This window comes from Acinetobacter sp. GW821-FHT09D10 (assembly GCF_059416285.1).
This window is the reverse complement of the sequence record NZ_JBWKOW010000001.1, coordinates 341,892-362,468: the sequence shown is the minus strand read 5'-3', so window position 1 is coordinate 362,468 and position 20,577 is coordinate 341,892. Positions and strand designations below refer to the sequence as shown.

The following is a 20,577-nucleotide window of genomic DNA, read 5'->3' as shown; positions in this document are numbered from 1 at the left end:
GCTCTAAAACTTCGCTGTGCAGCAAGTAAATACGGCACTTAAAAAAATTAAGTTACTCGCAAATTACAATAAGATATAAGCAAAATACAGACCAATTTAACCGCTAATTAATGTGATTTTCTCAAATTTTTAATTCGGATTTTGTCCATCAATTTAATAAATTTGAGAAATAGAATAGAGGGATATAAAAGGCGCTATAAGTTAATCTCATCGTGATCTTATTCCTTAAGATCTATCAAAATTTATAGCAAATCAGAGTGCGCCGGTCAATTTATTTTGTCGGAATTTATTATTTTATATTATTGATATATAAAAACTTTTAATTTAAATGTAAAAATTCAATATACCCCTTACAGAGTATATTGAATCATTTCAGGTTTTAGTGGTTTTTAAATTATTTATACTTTTAACGTGGGGTATTGCTCTGTAAAAACTTCTCGCTGTAAATACGATAGTTTTGCAAAGATTGTTCATCTAACCAATTTTTTACGGCTTCAATCATCGGTGGTGGACCACATAAATACATATCAAAAGCTTGCTCAGCCAGTTGATCTTTATTTAAGTGCTCATGAATATAACCCGCTTTACCTTGCCAAGCTTCGGTTGCTTTAGTCACAATTGGGTGATAGCTAAAGTTTGGAAGCTGTTCTGCGTAGGCATGTAAACGCTGTTGTTCACATAAATCAGTTTCACTATTTACGCCGTAGTACAACTGAACTGCAGGTGAGTTAGGCTGCTCAACCAAGTTATCTAGCATTCCCAAGAAAGCCGATAATCCTGTTCCACCTGCCACAAAAACCAATGGTCGCTGTACTTCGCGCAAATAGAAACTACCAAGCGGTGCTTCGATGAATAGGGGTTGTCCAACCTGACATCGATCACGCAAGTAATTGCTCATCACACCGTCTGGTAAAAGACGAATTAAAAATTGCAATTGATTGGTTGAGTTCGGTCTATTGGCAAATGAATAAGAACGCCAATCTTCAGTATCTGGAATTTGCAAACGAGCATATTGACCAGGCAAAAACTGAAGTTGTTCAGCATGACTACTCGCGTCAAGATGCAAAATTGCTGTCGTTTCAGAAACCAGCTCAACCGCGGTAACTGTGGTTTCAATTTTTAAGGTATCACCAGCATTGCAAATGGCTGAATCATGATCGAAATAGAAAGCTGCATCCGATTTTACTCGTGTCTGGCAAGCTAACATTTTTCGCTCGGCCAAATCACGTTCACTTAAGGCATCTTCATCGACATATTCTTGTTCATAGATGCCTGTTTCACACTGTCCCTGACAAGTGCCACAAACACCTTCACGGCAGTCTAACGGTAAGTTAATTCCTTGGCGAACTGCTGCATCGAGCAACAATTCGTCGTTATTTACCGAAATGAAAAAGGTTTTGCCATCGGCAAAGTTAAGTGCAACTGAATGTCCCATTTTCATACCCCTTAAACGTGATAGAAGTCTAAAACGGAATCAATCTTGTCATTAAGCAAAATGCTGTGCTGACGACGAATGCGGAAACCATCTGCTGTTTGGCGTAAAAGATAAGTAGCGTGTCCGTAAAAACAACCTTCTAATCCTTGACGATTATAAAGCGTTTGCCATGCAACTTTTGCTTCAATTAATCCATCATCCAGTGTTTTAACTCGAATGTTATTCATGCTGTGTAACGTACGTGGTAATGGCGTTGCAGAAGCTGCTTTTCCTGTACGAATACGGAATACACGGTCTTCGAGTCCAGTGCGGTCTGCGTAATAAATATAAGACAAGCCCTGATTCGGATCTTGAACATAGTTATGGTCATCAATCCACTGTGGAATATGATATTCACTATCTTCATCGTAAAGTTCTAAATAGGTATCCCAGTCATAAGCATCACAAAGTTCTGCTTTTTTGTACAAAAACTGAGATACAGCGAAATATAGTTCTTGTGACATGGTTACACCTCATCCATTACGGCATTGTTTTCGAAAGTAATATCCTGCATTTTCAGCACTTTCTTGTTTAAGCCATCGAGCATTAGACGTTGCCAGTGTCCATGCTGGTTTACATAGAGTCCTTCATGGGTAAACTCACGGCCAGTAATAACGGGTTGAATGCCTAAATCTTGTGAGTTTTTGGTTGCACCGTATTCCCAAGACTGACAGCCACGAGAAATATCGCTCCAGCGCTCAAGTCGTGCCTGAAAACCTTTTTGCTGTTCACGGAATTCGACTAAATCGTCTGGTGTACCAAGGCCTGATACATTAAAGAAGTCTTCGAACTGACGAATACGGTTACGGCGCGCTTCCACAGATTCGCCTTTAACACCAATACATTGACTGATGACTTCAGTTTTATTCCATGCCACAGGGCGAATAATACGAAGCTGAGAACTAATTTGATCCATAAAGAATAGGCTAGGGTACAAGTTCAAGTTTCTTAAACGATGCATTGCCCATTCAGCATATTTGTCGCCATATTTTTCGACTAAATAAGGCATAACGGTGCTGTAACCCGGACGAACTGTTGGATTCGGCATATCACTAAACAGCACACTATGACCATTTTTAAAGCTGAACCAGCCATCATCAGTCTCGGAATCACCCGCACCTAACTTGCTGTAATCTAGTGTGTCGAGTTCTGCACCTTTAGAAGCATTGACTTGTTGGCGATGTTGGACTGTAGATACATAGTTGTAGTGAACGGTACTGACGTGATAACCATCTAGGCCATTTTCATTTTGTAGCTTCCAGTTACCTGCAAAGGTATAAGATGATTTGCCTTGCAATACTTCGAGTTCACCTGTTGGAGACTGGTTAACCATTAAATCAAGAAACAGTTTTGCATCGCCCAAAAAGTCTTCTAGCGAATCTGTTGCTTGAGTATCAAGGCTTACAAAGACAAAACCACGATAGCTAGCAATACGGCCTTGCTTTAAGCCACGGCTTGATTTATCAAAATCTTCGCAATATTCACTCGGTGCTTTTACTTTGACCAAACGGCCATCTGACTTGTAGCACCATGCGTGGAATGGGCAAGTAAATGTAGATTGGTTGCCTTTAGCAACGCGTGTTAATGTCGCGCCGCGGTGCTCACAAGCATTGACCATGGCGTGTAATTCGCCTTTACCATCACGGCTCACAATAATCGGCTGACGACCAATTTGAACCGTTAGGAAATCATGATTGTTTGGAATTTCACTTTCGTGACATGCATAAATCCAAACCTTTTCAAAAATGAATTCCATTTCCAAATCAAACAGCTCAGGCTCAGTAAACATATTACGTGCAATACGGAATACGCTATCTTTAGGACGGAAGTCGATACATCCATCTACAAAATCATTCCATTGTTTTAAATTAGATGAGGTCATTTGCTCAATCCTATTCATTCAGCTTTTAATTGATTGAACCGCGATTAAGCCTTTACCTCTATCCGTTTTTTCCAGATCTTTATCCACTTTGTGCAGTTTTGATTTTTTAATAAAATTATTTTCAAGGGAATAATGAGGATTCTAAATTTGTATGGTGTCTTATCTTCTTAAACTTCCCTATAATCCTAAAGAGCATAAAGTGAAACCTTGTGAGTTAAGCCTATGAAAGAACACAAATTAAAATTACAAATCAGAATTCTTTCAGAGCAGAACATCGCATTGGGTCCGGGTAAGGCAGACTTACTTGAGGCAATTGAGAGAACTGGTTCGATCTCACAAGCGGCAAAATCTATGAATATGAGCTACCGCCGTGCATGGCAGTTGGTAGACACCATGAATCAGTGCTTCGAAACAGCCTTAGTTGAAACTCAAACGGGTGGAACACATGGTGGTGGGGCAGCAGTCACAGCTTTAGGCTTGAGAGTCTTACAACATTATCGTCAAATGGAAATCAATGCTCGACAAGCCTTAGAACATGATTATCAAATTATGAGTAGCTATTTAAAATAGCTAAATTAAAAGACTTTTTAGTGACTGAATCTTTTAATTTGGTATAGCTTTTGCTTAATAAAAAGTGCACGCTGAAAAAGCACTGCTGCAATTTTCAGTTACACAGACAATGGCGTCTATTCTGTACTATCGTAAAAGATGGTCAGGAATAGGCGTTTTTTATTGTGTATCTAAAAAAGTGGCTGGCATAAACGACTGATCTGTTTACAGATCTTTATGGTCATCGCTATGTGCTTCTTGGCATGGTGATGACCATAAAACTAATCAAGCTATTAACCGACACTGAAAGAAAATGGGTTTTAAAAATAGGGTATCTCGATAGATAAACTTTCAGCATATTGCACCAAAATGAAGTTTAAAATGAGAAATGCACCATCTACCTACATTTAGGTCCTCTATATTTAACTGATTTCTGCTTTTCATCATCTACGTATACCGCTATATTCTAGGATATATATCGCTGTATAAATCGATAAAAAAAGGAAAAACAATGGTAAATCCTGTACAGATAAAAAAAATCGCTATAGTCAGTTCAATCATAAGTCTTGGGTTATCAATCAGTCTCTCTGTAAAGGCCGAATCGGTTACTGTTTATGCAGCAGCAAGCTTGACCAACGCGATTAACGATTTAGAAAAAATTTACGAAAAACAGAATAAAGTAGAAGTTAAGACTTCATATGCAGGATCATCGACCTTAGCTAAACAAATTGAAGCTGGGGCACCCGCAGATATCTTTATTTCAGCAGATACACAGTGGATGGATTATCTACAAAATAAAAAATTAGTCGCAGCAAATGATCGTTTAAATTTATTAGGTAATCGATTGGTACTGATTACCCCGAAAGGACGATCATTAAAGATTAAATTGGATAAAACTACCGATCCGAATAAAGTGTTTACAGGGAAGATTTGTACAGGGGATACCAAAAGTGTGCCTGTAGGCAAATATGCTAAACAAGCATTTACCAATTTAAGTTGGTGGAATCGTATTGAGCCAAAATTAGTTGAAACAGAAGATGTGCGAGCTGCATTAAACTTTGTGGCACGTGGTGAATGTCAGGTGGGCATTGTTTATGCAACAGATGCTGCCATTAGTAAAGATGTAACAGTGGTGGGCGTATTTCCTGAAAATACTCACTCACCAATTATTTATCCAGTAGGGATGGTTAAAAAGAATCCTGACTCAGCAAAGTTTTATCAATTTTTACAAAGCAACCAAGCCAAATCAGTCTTTAAAAAATATGGCTTTAGTGTGTTAGCTCCAGTTAAACCATGATGTTTTCTTTAACCCCAGAAGAACTTAGTGTTCTGCAACTTTCTTGTAAGGTTGCGGCAAGTTGCCTAATTATCAGCCTTGTTCCTGCAATTTTTGTAGGTTGGGTATTGGCGCGTAAAGAGTTTTGGGGTAAGTCATTCATTGAAACATTAGTCTTTTTACCATTGGTACTGCCTCCAGTTGTACCAGGTTATTTGCTATTACAAGTCTTTGGAAACCACGGCATTATTGGGCAATACTTAGCGCCTTTAGGATTAGAGTTCGCATTTAACTGGAAAGGAGCAGTTCTTGCTTCGGCAGTGATGGGTTTCCCACTCTTGGTGCAATCAATTCGCCTAGCGATTGAGCTGGTCGATCAGCGTTTAGAAATGGCAGCAAAGACATTAGGTGCTTCATCTTTTGGGGCATTTTTTCATGTCACGTTGCCACTTGCTAGTAGTGGTATTTTAATTGGTACCATTTTATGTTTTTGTCGTAGTTTGGGTGAATTTGGGGCCACCATTACCTTTGTTGGCAATATCTCTGATGAAACAAGAACCTTACCATTGGCTATGTATAGCCTAATGCAACAACCAGATACAGAAGCTGCTATTCAACGACTGATTGTCTTATCTTTAAGTGTCGCTTTTTTGGCATTATGGTTTGCACAGTGGTTTCATCGTTATCAAAAGAAACGGTTAGGGCGGTAGAGTTATGTTGATTGATTGCCACTTTCAGCTACAAATGGGTCAATTTCTTATTGAACCTAGTTTCCAGTCAGATACTTTAGTTATTGGTTTATTTGGTGCCTCTGGTTCTGGTAAAACTTCAATATTACATGCCATTGCAGGATTAAATACACCACGTAGTGGACTAATTAAGATACAGGATCAAACATGGTTTGATTCGGATCAAAAAATTAATCTCAGCACGCAAAAGCGCCATGTTGGACTGGTTTTTCAGGATGCTCAGCTTTTTCCGCATAAAACGGTAAAGCAAAACTTATTATTTGGTCTTAAACATCTTGCACAACAAGAACGTCATTTTGAAGCTGATTACATTATTGAATTATTAAAGTTAGAACACTTGCTACAACGTATGCCAATCAAGCTCTCAGGTGGTGAAAAACAGCGAGTAGCGCTCGGACGGGCATTGTTATATTCACCTAAGCTGTTATTACTTGATGAACCTTTATCGGCATTAGATGCCGCACATAAAGCTGAAATTATTCCTTTTTTTCAAAAGGTCAAAGAGGAAATAAAAATTCCCATGATTTATGTGAGTCATGATATTCAAGAGATTAAACAACTGACCGAAACAATGTGGGTTTTATAATTTTTCATATTTCACACATTATTTCAGTCTTGTCGATTTATGGTTGTTAGCTAGCCCATAAACTGCCCAGTGGAGCAGCTTTCAAGCGATCTTGGGCTTGTTGATAAAAACGCCAGAAGGCCAAAGCAAAAATGATAGCCAAGAAATCAACGACTAAGATTTCGCCACCATGTACCCATAAGCCGCTTTGTGGAATGAAGTAGGCCACAAGAGACGTAAGAGGAATCGCAAATAAGACAAAGACTAAGGTTAATAGCAGTTGCGGTAAAGCTTTTGCATAGCCAATGACAAAGGTGTAAATCAAAGTCAGTAGGAAAATTGCATAATAACCATACATAAAGAGGTGATTCATGCTTTCAATATTGAGTGCTGCGAAGAGCCAACGACTGGCCAACATTGTGCCCACTACAGCTAAAATACATCCTAAACAGGCACCAATAGTTAAGTTCGCAAGGAACACCACATCTTTACGCTGCACGGGAACAGGATCTTCAGCACGCTTTTGCTTACGTGCACGAGTTTCAACCCAAAGAATGTTGCCCGTATAAAATAAGAAAGCACCACCAACACCTAAAACAAAATAGATCCAACGTACGCCCGTACCACCAAAACTTCCAAAATGTAGACTAAACATTGCATTAATCAATTTATTGCCCGCATCAGTCTGCGTATTAATACCTTTATGATTAAAGTGCTCAACCGCGTAAGGGTTCATACGCATAAAGTCTTGATTCGCACCGCGTAACATCTGATCTGAACTATATAAAGCTATACGTGCATTGGCTTTTTCAGGTTTATCTAGGCCACTGAACTGGATATAGTCAACTGAATATTCAGGCGCAACTTTTTTGGCTTGAGCTAATATTTGCTGCACATCAATCTGTGTTTGTTTAGGTTGAATAAGCGCTGGGGGAGAACGTTGAAAAACAGGTTGTCCTTTGAGTGCAAGTTGTCCAATTGCATCATAAAAAAAGTCATGAAAAGCAAAGACAATAACGCTAATACTAATAATGATGTGGAACGGTAAGCTCGTAATTCCAATCACGTTATGCGCATCTAACCAAAAGCGCTTTTTATTCTTACCAGGGCGAATAACAAAGTAATCTTTCACTAATGTTGGTAAAAGTATAATTACGCCTGAAAGTAAGGCAAGAAAATATAAAATTGAAATCACACCCATCACATAGAGACCCAATCCGTGATGGCCTGCCATGCCCGGTATGCCTGCGGTTTCATGTAGCTGTTCTATCAGCCAACCTGCTTTAGATAAGTTTTCTTGAGCAACGATTAACTGACCTTTTTCATCTAAGCTGGCCATCCACGTGGACTGAGCAGTATTAAAACCATCTCCACGCTCATGTTCACTCCATGTAATGGGCGCATAGTGAAATTCATTCGAAGATAAATTCAGTGTGAAGTTCTTTTGTGCAGCAGGATAGGCAGTCTGTACTTTCTGAATAAGCTCATTATATTGGTCGGGTGAGACTTTAGGTATAACTTGCTGCGTTGGCGTGGCCCATTTACTAATATGGTGCTGAAACATGCTGAGGCCACCAGCAAAAAAGCAGATAAAAAGCAAAATCCCTGCACATACACCCACCCAAGTATGCATGCTTTTTGCAAGTTTCATGATATCCGAACGTACTTTCATTGTTTAACTCCGAATTAGAAACACACAGCTATAAGCCAGTACGTTGGCAACAAATAAATAAACCATTGCTTGTCTTCCTGTCACAAAGAAATAGGTGCCAAACATAATTGGCATCCAAACCCAAGGAACACTCCACATGCCTAATTGGGCCAATAAATCCATGGCAATATAAGGCTGACCCAATAAAACAATCAGGTTGCCAAAAGCAATAGCAAGGCTTAACCCTAGAACACCACCAGCAAAGGTTTTACTCCACCAGTCTGGCTGAATAGGAGACTGAATTTTAGCTTTCATGAAACCAGTTTCCGTTTAAAAAGCGCCATAAAAGGAAGGAACGACCATGCAAAAATGATAAGCATGAACCAACAAAAAGCGGCAACAACTTTCGGTAAGCTGGCAAAGAGTGCAATTAATCCAATGACTAAAAACAAGAGGCCTAAATACTTAAATAGAGTGGGAAGATGTTGAAATAACAGGTTTTGGTTGCTATGGCTACAATAGACACTGACCGCTCCCAACAGGGTCAAAAAAAGTCCTATAAGTTTCATGATCAATATTTTTAAATAAATTAAGGGGAAAATTTATCCAACAGTATAAGTAAATAATAATTATTATCAAATGATAAATATAATTATTTATCGATGTGTTGCCATACGATAAGATAGGACATAATTCGTTAAAAATTCTTTATTTGATGTCAAATGCTGTAAGTGATTATTTATATATTCCTGAGTCTCTTTGTGGCTTGATTTTCGAAATTTCTAAACCAATTTTATTTAAAATGCCGTTCGATTGTTATGGTTTAGATTTATCAAAAACACTGCATTTACATATAGATCAGCAATTAGAGCATCCCAAAAAAATTATTCAAGCCCATCCTAAACGTCAACATGAATATTTATGTGGAAGGATACTGGCTCAGGCTGTTTTAAGTCATCATTTTGGTTTAGATCAACCACTAACATCTATGCACGAACATTTGCCCGTCTGGCCACCTCATGTTTTGGGTAGTATTAGTCATTCACAAAATAAGTTGATCGTTGCGCTATCCGACAAAGCTGGTTATTTAGGAATTGATATCGAGCACTGGGTAAGCTCTGAATTTGCTCAAGAGAGTGCAGATCTTATTTTAACGCCTTCTGAACTTGAACTCTGGAAGGTTAAAGCTTCTAAATTTTTTGATTTTTCTCAATTTGTAAGCTTAATCTTTTCTGTTAAAGAAAGCTTATATAAAGCTGTATATCCTATAGCTAAACAATACATCGACTTTTTAGAAGCTTCTGTAGTCGATATTGATTTTGAAAACCAAACATTAACTTTGGCTTTTACACCGGAAATACGAAATCGCCATCAACTCTTAGAACACTATCAAGGTGGCTGGAACGTGGAACAGGACTACATTATGACTTGGGTCTTTGAAGTCTATAGTTCTGCTTAAAAACAAAAGAAGGCAATAAATTGCCTTCTTTTAAGATATGGCTTAATTTTCTTGTAATTTAGGATCTTGAAATCCTGTTTCACGCATATCTTGAGAATTGAATAAGAACATAAATCCTACCGCAAAACTTAATATGCCGAAGAAGAGAATGCTTCCTGATATTGGTAAAAACCTAGTTAAAAGACCTAAAGTTGTTGTGGCAATCGAATCTCCCAAAGCATCTTGAGCAAGCCAGATTGCATTAATACGGCCTAGATATTCATCAGGCGTATGTCCTTGCACAATGCTGTATTGAAGCAAGTTAGCAATCGACATCAAATATCCGAAAACACATAAAATTGGCAAAGTCATGATTAACCAAGGTGAAAGCCCAATCATAATCATGCAGCTAAAGACACCTAAACAAGTATAGAGCATGACTAAGCCGGGTCGCAGTAATCGTGTTGTCCATCCACTGAGTAAGGCACCTAAAGTCGAACCTAAAGGTACAGCCGAGTACATAAGCCCGAGCTCAAATGCACCGCCGTGAAAGATTTCATCTGCCATTTGTGGAAAAATAATGCGAATAGCACTGCTAAAACTAAGCAAGGTTCCAATTAAAATCGTGCTGCCAACCACTTTGTTTTTTAAAACGAATTTAAACCCTTGGACTAATTGGCGAAGAGGACTCTCACCATTAGCTGCATGTTGTGGTTTAAGAGCAGGTAACCCTATTAATAAAAACACGGTAAGTAAGGTACCCACTGTTGAGACCCAATACACGGTCGCAACCCCACTAACCGCTATTAAAATACCACCGATTGCTGGTGAAATAACGGTAGCAAGTCGTACGGATACCATACTAATTGCACGGGCTTGTACGATATTTTCACGTCCTACAATCACAGGCATAATCGCCATCATTGCGGTTACACCTAGTGCACCAAAGAAGCCATCCCATGCTGAAAGGAAATAAATAGCATAGAGCGAAGGTTGTTCAAACATGGCATTGATCGCAAGCCCCGCAAAACCTAAACCACAGATACTGCGCGCCAGTAAAATCAGCCATTTTCTATCTTTTCGATCTGACAATAAACCACCGAGTAACAGACCAATAAACATGGCAACGCCTTCAAAGGCCATTGCAACAGCAACATTTAACGAACTACCCGTTAAGTCATAGACTTGTTTGGGAATAGCAACCACAAGCATGCCAATAGTTAGCAGTGACAACGTGCGTGCAATAAATACATGTCGAAAATGAGCATTACGTTTTAAAAGACTGAAATCGGTAAATATTGATTTAAAACTCATGGCATTTGCTCCTCTAAACCGCGCGCCTGACAAATCATGCGGTTTAAAATTGGGCCAAGTGTTTCAAGCTGCTGCGGAGACAATAAATCAGTATGATCAGCATCACTTAGTCGAACAATATTGAGCTTTTTAACTAAAGGCGACCATTGTTGTTCTGGTTGGATATATGGAAGTAAATCTTTTTCAGCAACAACCAAGTGTAGCTCACCGTCAAAACATGGCATTTTATAAGGTTTTAGTAAACGTACTGCATCGCGATAGTTCGCAAAAATATCCTCTTGTAAACGGCGTGTTTCTTCGTTTAGCGCCGTATCTGCATCGGCTAAAATATCATTGAAGAATTGAAGCTGTTCCTGTTCTGCTTCAGCATTCATTTCTTCTACAGATAAATCTAACCACTGATGAATTTCGGCAGGATAAGTGTCTAACAAGCCCAGAAAATCAACCTGTTCACCTTGTTCAGTTAACTTTGCAGCAACCGCATAGGCTACAGTGCCACCAAGTGAATAACCTAATAAGGTATAAGGTCCTGTTGGTTGTTGCTTACGAATAATCTCAAGTTGTTTTTCAACCAACTCATCCATATTAGTACTATTTGCCAATAGGCCATCTGGTCGAGGTGACTGCAACCCGATAATAGGTAAGTCAGAATGCAAATAACGATTCAGTACCGTATATTGCCATGCCGAACCAGAACCCGGGAAGAAGCAGAACAATGGATGCCCAGAGCCAGAACGGATGGGTAAAACAGGTTGCATACCAGTTTGTTCAACTTCTTCCAAACGTTCTTGTGTAAGAAGCAAAGCCGCTAAACGTTGAATCGTGACATGACTCATTAACTGACCAATTGGAATGGTCCGCTTAAATACTTTTCGGATTTCAATTGCAAGCTTCATGACCAAAATGGAATGTCCACCAATGGCAAAGAAATCTTCGTTTATGCCAATATTTTGTTCTGTATTTAAGATTTTCTGGAAAATACCTGTGAGCTCATGTTCAAAGGCAGTTGTGGCGTACTGTTTTTCTGTATTTGAAGTATCAAGTTGTGGCCGCGGTAGTACTTTACGGTCCAGCTTACCATTATGACTTAATGGGAACTGCTCAACTAATACATAGTGTGTAGGCACCATATATGTAGGAAGCTGTTTCGCCAATTTTTTCTTTAACTGATCAATGTCCACAGATGCTGTTGTTTGCAAATAAGCAACCAACTGAACGTCTGCTTTATTTTGCTCAGAAACAATAGGGTGGACAATCACATCATTTAACCCACTTGCTAAGCGTAGCTGTTGCTCAATTTCACCCAGTTCAATACGTTGACCCCGTATCTTTAGCTGATCATCTGAACGGCCCATATATTGAATACTACCATCTGCATTCCAACGAGCAACATCTCCGGTGCGATACATTCTTTGACCTGCGACAAACGGGTTTGCCACAAAACGAGTTGCTGTTAAGTCTGCACGATGTAAATAACCCATGGCGAGTTGATGGCCTGCCAAATAAAGTTCACCATCCACTCCAATAGGAACAGGACGTAAATATTGATCTAAAATATAAAGCTGGGTATTCCACACAGGATAACCAATTGCTACGCTACTTTCTTCAGGATGTAATCCCAACGTTGCATCCATATAACTCACATCTACCGCAGCTTCTGTTGGGCCATATAAATTATGCAACTCACAGCTAAAGTGCTCGGTAAATGATTTTGCTAAAGCCGTTGGTAAAGCTTCACCACTACAGAACACTCGGCGGATTGGCAAGCTTTGGCGCTGAGCAGTTGATAAAATTTCGGTAGCAGCATTTTCAAAGACAGCCAGCATTGAAGGTACAAAATGTAATGTGGTTACCTGATATTTTTGAATAAGGTTTAATAATGCCAACGGGTCACGGTGTGCATCCACAGGTGCCATAACCAATCGAGCACCGACTAAATATGACCAGAAAAATTCCCATACAGAAACATCAAAAGTACATGGCGTTTTTTGCAAAATCGTATCGGCTGCTGAGAGTGGATACTCTGATTGCATCCATAAAATACGGTTCACAATCGCTTGGTGAGAAACCATCACACCTTTTGGTTGGCCAGTTGTACCGGAGGTATAGATTAAATATGCCGGATGTTGTGGGGTAATGACTGTAGTTTTATAGCTGCTTAAATCAACTTTTGTTTCATCAAACAATTGATCGAAAGCAAAGGTGGCTATTGATGGTTGAGCAATAGCGGTTAGATCTTTTTGTTCACCAATCAAAAGTTTAGATTTAGCATCTTGCAACATAAACTTGATACGTTCAGTCGGGTGTTGCAAATCGAGTGGCAAGTATGCTGCACCTGCTTCAATCACTGCTAAAATAGCAATACTCAGTTTGACCGACCTTGGTAGGGCAACCGCAACAATATCTCCAGCCTGTACACCTGCAAGTTGCAATTGCTGTGCTAAAGCACAAACTTGTAATCGGACTTCACTAAAACTGAGCTGATGAGTTTCATCACATAACGCCGTTTGTTCAGGAGTAATTCGAGCTTGCTCTCTGAGTAACTGCTGTAATGTTGTTGGGCGAACATAATATTGAGTTTGATTCGTTTTCTGGATTAATTCACGCTCTTCGGCAAGTTGTAGACGGTAATGGCCTAAAGCAGTTTCTGGTTCATTTAATGCAATTTCAATAAATTGAACCATTCGCTCTAGGAAATGTTCAGACTGATCAATTACACCACGTTGCTCGAGTAGTAATTCAATTTGATGATCAGGAATGACCAACAAGGCAAGCGGGTAATGGCTATAACCGCGATTTGTGAGCTTAGAAATAGCCGCATCGCCAAGTTTTTGCTGTAAATATTGGTTATCTGGATAGTTTTCTACGACTAACAAACTATCGAAAAGATTACCTTGAGCCATCAATTGCTGAATTACACTTAGTCCTAAACCATCGTGTTCTAAATGTTCAACATGCAATTGCTGTAACTGAGCTAATTGTTCCCAAAGTGTTTGCTGCATGTTCAACTGTACACGTACCGGAATCGTATTTAAAAACAATCCGATTTGTTGCTCTAAACCATTGATAGGTGCTGAACGACCAGAAACAGGTGTGCCAAACACAATGTCTTCTCGGTGGGCATAAATATTTAAAGTCATTGCCCAAATCATTTGCATGAAGACATTTAGCGTGATGCCTTGTTGGCGTAATTTGTGTTGAAGTTTCGCACCCAACTCAGCACTTAAACGATAGGAAGTTTCCTGTACAGCTTGCTGTGGTTGATTAAATAAAATAAGTGGCTGCAAATCAGCTAAATCACGTTGCCATATTACTTTTGACGTTTCATGGTCACGTCCAGATAAGGCTTTAATCACTGTTTCATAGCTATGTTTAAGCACTGGCAATTGTTGGTTAGTTTGCTGATAGGCCTTAATAAAGTCTTGTAAGAACAATGGAGTTGACCAGCCATCAGTTAGCAAGTGATGCACCATAATCAATAGTTCTGATTGTTCAGGAGCATGTTGAATTAACGTTGCCCGAATCAGACCATAGGGTTGGTCGAGTTGAATCGGTTGTTGTAATACCTCTTGAATGGTTTGCTCAAGCAAATCGGGAGTGACCGAACAAAATTGAACTGGCCAAGCTTGGGTAGGGTGTAATGAATAGATAAAAACAGGTTCTTCAGCTAATTCGCTATCAAAATGTCCACCTAATTGAGGGTGACGTTTTAGTACGGTAATCAGCGCTTGCTGCAAACGTACAGGATCAATGTCTCCATTTAAGCTAAGACGAGTAAAGGCATTATAATTCGATTTATTTTCTACTTGAGATAAGAACAGCATGCCTTTTTGCAAAGGAAGTAAAGGCAGAATCGTGCTATGTTTTCCATATTTTTCTTGAACCTTTTGTTCTAGGTCTGCTGAAAATAAAGGTTTTGAAATAGCCGTTTGTTGCTCATCTAAACGTGTCAGATGAGGTACCAAAGCAGCAACTGTTTTGAATTGGAATACATCACTTGGTCTTAAGCTGTAACCATGCTGCCGTAGTTGAGTACACACCATGATGGCAGAAATGCTATCACCACCTGTCATAAAGAAGTCGTCATCAATCCCTATAGAATCTAGTTTCAGCACAGATGCGACAATCTGACATAAAAGCTTCTGTTCAGGTGTTTCTGCCATACGACTATGACTGCGAACCTTCGGACGCGGTAGGGCCTTTTTATCAACCTTACCACTTACATTTCGGGGAAATTCAGCCATGACTGTGAGGGCTGAAGGCACCATATATTCAGGTAGGTTTTGACGTAACTGACTTAAATACTGCTCACTTATTTTTTCATCAAGTTCAATGTCTTTGACCACGCAGTAACCGAGCAAACGGTGGCTGTTATTAATTGGCTCTGCAATGACGACAACACTTTCAATATTAGGTAAAACGGAAAGCGCATTTTCTACTTCACCAATTTCAACCCGATAACCACGAATTTTAATTTGGTCATCGCAGCGTCCCATAAACTCAAGTTTACCTGCACTATTCCAACGCACTAAATCACCCGTACGATACATGCGTTGCCCATATTCAAATGGATTGGCAACAAAACGGGCAGCACTCAAGTCAGCACGGCCTAAATAACCATTAGCAATACCAAAGCCAGAAATATAAAGCTCACCAATCACACCAGTCGGGCATCGTTGCAAGTGACGATCTAATACATAAGCCTGCGTATTGCCAATAGGGTTACCAATCACAGGGCGAGCTGTCTGTTTTAGCTCTGCACGGAAAGTATCAACCGTATACTCTGTTGGGCCATATAAGTTATGAGCAAAAAGCGCTGGCTGAGCATTAAGCTGTTGCCATAAAGCTAACGGTGCAGCTTCACCACCAATCAAAATCAGACTTGGATGATGCTGACCATCTGCAAATAAGCCATTGGTAATCATTTGCGCGCAAAAAGACGGCGGTAAATCTAATGTATCGATTTGCCTTTGTTGAATTTCCTGAACTAAGCCAAATGCATCACGGCGCATGTTTTCATCAAAAATATGTAGCTCTTGTCCCCATAACATCCAGAAAACTTGCAACCAAGATGAATCGAAAGAAAAAGAATGTGTATGTGCTGCGCGTAATGGACGATCAGGAAAACGCTGCTCTACGGCATTAAGTACAGGCCAATAAATTGTAGGTTTATGCGATAAAATCAGGTTGAGTAGCGACCCATGTGTGTTCATAACACCTTTCGGACGCCCTGTACTGCCTGATGTAAAAATCACATAAGCCACATCCTGAAAATCGAAATTACGACTCTGGGTAGGAATATCACTCGTTTCTTGTTTTTGAATCTGCTTTTGAACATCAATATGGTCAAGATGTACTTGCTGAATATTTTGAGGCAATTGGCTTGAAAGAGCCTGCGTTGTAAGTACAAACAATGGATTGGCATCTTCACACATCATTTGCATACGATCGATTGGATAATCTAAATCGAGTGGTAAGAAGCTTGCACCCGAATTTAACACCGATAGCATCACAACCACTGAATCGATAGAACGGGGAATAGCACCAGTAATAACCGTGTGTTTCTTTGCTCCATTTTCCTGTAAAAAACGGGTAAGTTGATTCACTCGAATTGCAAGTTCAGAAAAACTAAGTTGTTGTAGATGCGGACGTTCACCACTAATAATTGCAATACGTTCCGGATATTTTTGAACTTGTTCATAGAAGATATCTAGAACATTATTATATTGTTCAGGATGGTTAACGCGAGGACCTATACCGCTTTTTGTCAGCGCACTAAGTTCTTGTGGTGTAGTAATATTAAAACTGCTACATGGATGCTCTGGTTGTAATAAAGTCTGCTCTAATAGCAGCGTTATACGCTGACCATGCATGAGTAACTCATCTTGAGTATAACGCTGTGCATCGGCACGTAATTCGATAATGAGTTCATGATCTTGAACAATAAAAGAAAACTCAAAATCATCAATTGGTCCTGTTGAGATATGATGTGTTTTGACCTTTTCACCATCTAAAGTGAGATCTTGGTCAAAAGCTTTATAATTTAAAATAGGACCATACATCCGTTCATGAATGTCGATACTGTTTAAATCTCTTAAAATTTGTTCAGCATCGTATTTTTGATGTGGCCGAACTTGTTGTAATTGTTTTTGAACATGTTGAGCCAAGCTCACCCAACTGTCTTTTTCAGCAACATTAAACTTCACAGGCAATACATTTACGGTCGGTAATGTTGAGCGAATCGCCTTTGAGCCTAAACGGCGCATAAATGGAATGCCATTAACCAATTCGGCTTTATCTGTCATTTTGTAAATATAATGTAATGACAATGACATCATCATGTCATTCAAAGCTAATTTAGATTGCGCAGCTAAAGCCTGAATTTGCTCTAAAATTCCTGTAGAAAAACGCAGCTGATGCTTAACAAATTGGGCTGTTGTTTTCGAGGCTAAGTGGTGTGTACTTAAACTAATAGGACTAGGCAAGTCTTCACAGTAAGCCTTCCAAAAAGCTTGGTCTATCTTAAATTGATGGCTATTTTCATAAGCCTGACGTTCTAAGATGACATCATTAACATCAATAAAAGGTGAAGAACTAAGGTCTTTTCCTGCTTGTAATTGTTGATATAACTCAACTATTCGTTTTGTGAGGTTAATCATGCTAAAACCATCAAGCATGATGTGATGATAGCGTTGATACCAATACACTTTGTCGTGTGTAGTAAACAGTACTTGACGGAAGAGTTGAGATTCACCAGCTTTAAGTGATTTAGCGCATTGGCGGTCAGATGGCATCCAATCCCATAAGCGTTGCTGAGCTTTTTGAGGGGTTAAATGGCAAAAATCAAATTCTTCGATTCGAATCTGCACTTGGTTATTAAGCTCAATAAAGGGCTGTGCCGGATCAGATGAATATGAAGAAATCACAGTGTCAGCTTCATTTAAACCCATTTGAATTGCTTGCTTAAATATTGAAATATCAATAGATTTTGGTAATTCTAAGCAATGGGCAATCGTATATAAATCTTCAATAGAACTTAAATGATCGGCAAGAAAAATACCGAGCTGGGTAGAGGCCAATTCAAAACGAGCTGGTTGTGAAATATCGGAAGTAAATTCATTATTTAATGCTTGATTCATGACAATACTCCTTTACGCTTGCTGAAAGGGGTTAATCGCAACCCAGTGCTTTTCTACATACGCAATACACGAAGCCCGTGTATCTGGACCATGTTGAACGTCCCAACCTGATGGCACCTGATGTTGGGCCGGCCATAAACTGAACTCACCTTGCTGATTTTTTAAAACCTGAAAAGACAAACTTTCATTATCGAAAGGATTAATATAGTTTTCCTGTAAGTTGCTCATGATATTGTTATCCTTGATGAAACAAATGGTTATAGTGAAAGAATTTTTTGCAATGCCTTAAGCAAGTCTGCACGCCAGTTCACCGCATCGTGGCCGCCTGAAAAAGTTTGAAAACTCACTTGATTGAATGATTGCAATTGTTGATAAAGTTGGTGGGCATCGTCCCGCATATCGGTTTCATACGTGCCTGCACTGATATAAATTTGAGTTGTTTTTGGTAATGGATGAGATAAATTTAGTAGTTCTAAAAGGTTACCCGTATGGTTTCGTCCCAAAGCGCTGTTAGAAAAATCTGACCACCAATAAGAGCCAGACTGCAAAATCAGCGATGTAAAAACTTTTGGGAAAAGCAGTGCGCTATGCAAAGCACATAAACCACCTAAACTTTGACCACATAAGGTAATGTTCGTTGCTGAAATAAATGAATATTGTTCTAAAAGAATTTCTAATAATTCGTTTACAAGTGCCTGACTAAATACATCATGGCAACCATAATCTTGTCGACGTTGTTGGCTGTTTAAACTATGGATAAATACGTATACAGCTGGACGGATCTTTTTTAAATCGGTTAAATCGCGAATCTCGGAAAGAATCGAAAGCTCTCGACTCCAGACTTGGCCATCAAGAAAAATAACGAGTGGTAATGTTTTTTGAACTGCCTGACCACTAATAAAAACATCGACTAAATAGTCTTGTTGACATAACACGCTTGACCACTGAAATGTCTTTGTAATAGGGCAAAGGCTGGTGGGTAATTGTTTTGTCTTTTCGAGTTGAACTTGATTGATGTAACGAGCCAAGTGTCCGCTATAAAACTGCTGATGACTTAATGAATCAATCTGAACATTCTGTTTAAGCTGGGTTTGCCACCATGAGCGTCGCGTTGCCGCACAGTTTGTTTGTGGTGCTTCCCCATCAGCGGTAACTACAACATAACTACCAGCCCAAGCTACAGGGAGTTCTATTTCAAAAAAGTACACATCTGTCCCAGCTACATGGCTAAAACGATTCCACTTTTGATAGATAGATGGGCTTTGTGAATAGACATCGATATAAACGAAGCAACGCTCTTCGTGCTTGGGCTTGCGCCAAACAAAAGTGCAAGAAGTTTTATGATTTGTTTGCACAGTAACAAGGGGATTACCTAATTTTTTAACGGTATTCCACCAAGTTTCACATCCAACATTTGATTGTTGAAATAGTGGATGTAAAGGATGAGAAAATGGCTTCATTTTGAGTCCATCTCGACAAGAAAGCGCGGTCAAATTATCAGAATGATTCTCATTAGTAAATGAAAACAATTATCATTATAATCAATAAAAAAAGATGAGTTTTATTAATATTAATTAAAAACAATAATTTAAGTTGAAATTGTGGTTAATAAATAACTTAATTTAGATTGTAATCTTATGTTTGATATTTATCGCTCTTGATAATAATGATAATTATTTGCAATTATGTTGCGCAATTTAGTGATCAAATCAGACGGGAGTAAGAACATGAGCTCTACCATCGTAGTCACAGGCGCTGCAAGAGGTATCGGAGCTGCTATTGCAAAGCAATTATTGCAACAAGGGTATCAAGTGATCGGTATTGATCAGCAGGAAAACCCAGAACTATGGGAAATCAATAAAAACCTGACATCAGATGAATGTTTACGTTGGCAAGGCATTTCACAGGACATTACACAGCAACAAGCCACTCAAAAGCTTATTGCCGATCTTTTAGAAAAGCACAACATTACAGGTTTAGTGAACGCCGCAGGTGTCTTGATTATGCGTTCTATGCTTGAAGCAAAAACAGAAGACTGGGAAACACTTTTTGCGGTAAATGTCATGGCTCCTATTGCGATTAGTCAACAACTTGCCAAACATTTTTGTGAGAAAAAACAGGGGAGTATTGTCACGATTAGCTCAAATAGTTCACGTATGCCGCGTATACAACTTGGCATGTATGCAACTAGTAAAGCTGCACTCAGCCACTACTGTCGTAATCTTGCGCTTGAAATCGCACCTCATCAGGTACGGCTCAACATTGTTTCACCAGGCTCAACTTTAACTCAAATGCAGCAGCAGTTGTGGACGGACAATACACCGCCACCAGCGGTAATTGATGGCGATTTAAGCCAATATCGAACAGGCATTCCTTTAAGAAAATTAGCCCAGCCTGAAGACATTGCGAATACGGTCAGCTTTTTACTTTCCGATCAGGCAGCACAAATTACCATGCAAGAAATTGTGGTTGATGGGGGAGCCACTTTAGGCGTTTAAACACTCATTCATTACAACAAAATAACGGTATAAGGAGTCACG

15 protein-coding genes are annotated in these 20,577 nt (G+C 39.3%); 6 read left to right on the top strand and 9 right to left on the bottom strand.

What is annotated here, in order from left to right; all coding sequences use genetic code 11:
- Nucleotides 1–406: 406 nt before the first annotated feature.
- Genes antC through antA form a run of 3 tightly spaced genes read right to left on the bottom strand, consistent with a single transcriptional unit; the run spans nt 407 to nt 3,356 of the window.
- Nucleotides 407–1,441 (bottom strand): anthranilate 1,2-dioxygenase electron transfer component AntC, encoded by a 1,035-nt coding sequence (gene antC, locus AC07M3_RS01620; RefSeq protein WP_494566338.1) that lies wholly within the window; start codon nt 1,439–1,441, stop codon nt 407–409.
- A gap of 5 nt (nt 1,442–1,446) precedes the next feature.
- Nucleotides 1,447–1,938 (bottom strand): anthranilate 1,2-dioxygenase small subunit, encoded by a 492-nt coding sequence (antB, locus tag AC07M3_RS01615; RefSeq protein ID WP_426453776.1) that lies wholly within the window; start codon nt 1,936–1,938, stop codon nt 1,447–1,449.
- Between the two features lie 2 nt (nt 1,939–1,940).
- Nucleotides 1,941–3,356, bottom strand: coding sequence for an anthranilate 1,2-dioxygenase large subunit (antA, locus tag AC07M3_RS01610; protein ID WP_494566337.1), 1,416 nt, complete (start codon nt 3,354–3,356; stop codon nt 1,941–1,943).
- 222 nt (nt 3,357–3,578) lie between these two features.
- On the opposite strand from antA, the gene AC07M3_RS01605 reads away from it, so the two are divergent.
- From AC07M3_RS01605 to AC07M3_RS01590, 4 genes are all read left to right on the top strand, one after another.
- A complete protein-coding gene (locus AC07M3_RS01605) occupies nt 3,579–3,926 on the top strand; it encodes a winged helix-turn-helix domain-containing protein (RefSeq protein WP_494566336.1) in 348 nt (115 codons plus the stop codon).
- A gap of 490 nt (nt 3,927–4,416) precedes the next feature.
- Nucleotides 4,417–5,202 (top strand): molybdate ABC transporter substrate-binding protein, encoded by a 786-nt coding sequence (modA, locus tag AC07M3_RS01600; RefSeq protein WP_494566335.1) that lies wholly within the window; start codon nt 4,417–4,419, stop codon nt 5,200–5,202.
- Entirely contained in the window at nt 5,199–5,891 is a 693-nt protein-coding gene (gene modB, locus AC07M3_RS01595; RefSeq protein ID WP_494566334.1) for a molybdate ABC transporter permease subunit, read from the top strand. Before modA ends, modB begins: the two co-directional genes overlap by 4 nt.
- Before the next feature lie 4 nt (nt 5,892–5,895).
- Nucleotides 5,896–6,516 (top strand): ATP-binding cassette domain-containing protein, encoded by a 621-nt coding sequence (locus AC07M3_RS01590; protein ID WP_494566333.1) that lies wholly within the window; start codon nt 5,896–5,898, stop codon nt 6,514–6,516.
- 46 nt (nt 6,517–6,562) lie between these two features.
- On the opposite strand, the gene AC07M3_RS01585 is transcribed toward AC07M3_RS01590, so the two are convergent.
- Nucleotides 6,563–8,167 (bottom strand): PepSY-associated TM helix domain-containing protein, encoded by a 1,605-nt coding sequence (locus AC07M3_RS01585; RefSeq protein ID WP_494566332.1) that lies wholly within the window; start codon nt 8,165–8,167, stop codon nt 6,563–6,565.
- Nucleotides 8,168–8,170: 3 nt separating this feature from the next.
- The gene (locus tag AC07M3_RS01580) at nt 8,171–8,461 is read right to left on the bottom strand and encodes a hypothetical protein (RefSeq protein WP_209733559.1); all 291 of its coding nucleotides are present in this window, start codon (nt 8,459–8,461) and stop codon (nt 8,171–8,173) included.
- A 400-nt stretch (nt 8,462–8,861) separates the two neighbouring features.
- On the opposite strand from AC07M3_RS01580, the gene AC07M3_RS01575 reads away from it, so the two are divergent.
- Nucleotides 8,862–9,605 carry a 4'-phosphopantetheinyl transferase family protein gene (locus tag AC07M3_RS01575; protein ID WP_494566331.1) on the top strand — a complete coding sequence of 248 codons (744 nt, stop codon included), beginning with the start codon at nt 8,862–8,864 and terminating at the stop codon, nt 9,603–9,605.
- 42 nt (nt 9,606–9,647) lie between these two features.
- Here the strand turns inward: AC07M3_RS01575 and entS are convergent, their stop codons facing one another.
- From entS to fes, 4 genes are read right to left on the bottom strand one after another with little or no spacing between them, the layout of a single operon-like run.
- Nucleotides 9,648–10,898, bottom strand: a complete 1,251-nt coding sequence (gene entS, locus AC07M3_RS01570; RefSeq protein WP_494566330.1) for an enterobactin transporter EntS — start codon at nt 10,896–10,898, stop codon at nt 9,648–9,650.
- On the bottom strand, nt 10,895–18,037 hold the full coding sequence (locus AC07M3_RS01565; RefSeq protein WP_494566329.1) for an amino acid adenylation domain-containing protein: 7,143 nt from the start codon (nt 18,035–18,037) through the stop codon (nt 10,895–10,897). The genes entS and AC07M3_RS01565 overlap by 4 nt, the downstream gene beginning before the upstream one ends.
- 12 nt (nt 18,038–18,049) lie before the next feature.
- Complete coding sequence (locus tag AC07M3_RS01560) at nt 18,050–18,265, bottom strand: MbtH family protein (RefSeq protein ID WP_003651732.1); 216 nt, start codon at nt 18,263–18,265, stop codon at nt 18,050–18,052.
- Nucleotides 18,266–18,294: 29 nt separating this feature from the next.
- Nucleotides 18,295–19,497 (bottom strand): enterochelin esterase, encoded by a 1,203-nt coding sequence (gene fes, locus AC07M3_RS01555; protein WP_494566328.1) that lies wholly within the window; start codon nt 19,495–19,497, stop codon nt 18,295–18,297.
- 267 nt (nt 19,498–19,764) lie between these two features.
- On the opposite strand from fes, the gene AC07M3_RS01550 reads away from it, so the two are divergent.
- Entirely contained in the window at nt 19,765–20,535 is a 771-nt protein-coding gene (locus tag AC07M3_RS01550) for an SDR family oxidoreductase (RefSeq protein ID WP_494566327.1), read from the top strand.
- Nucleotides 20,536–20,577 lie beyond the last annotated feature (42 nt).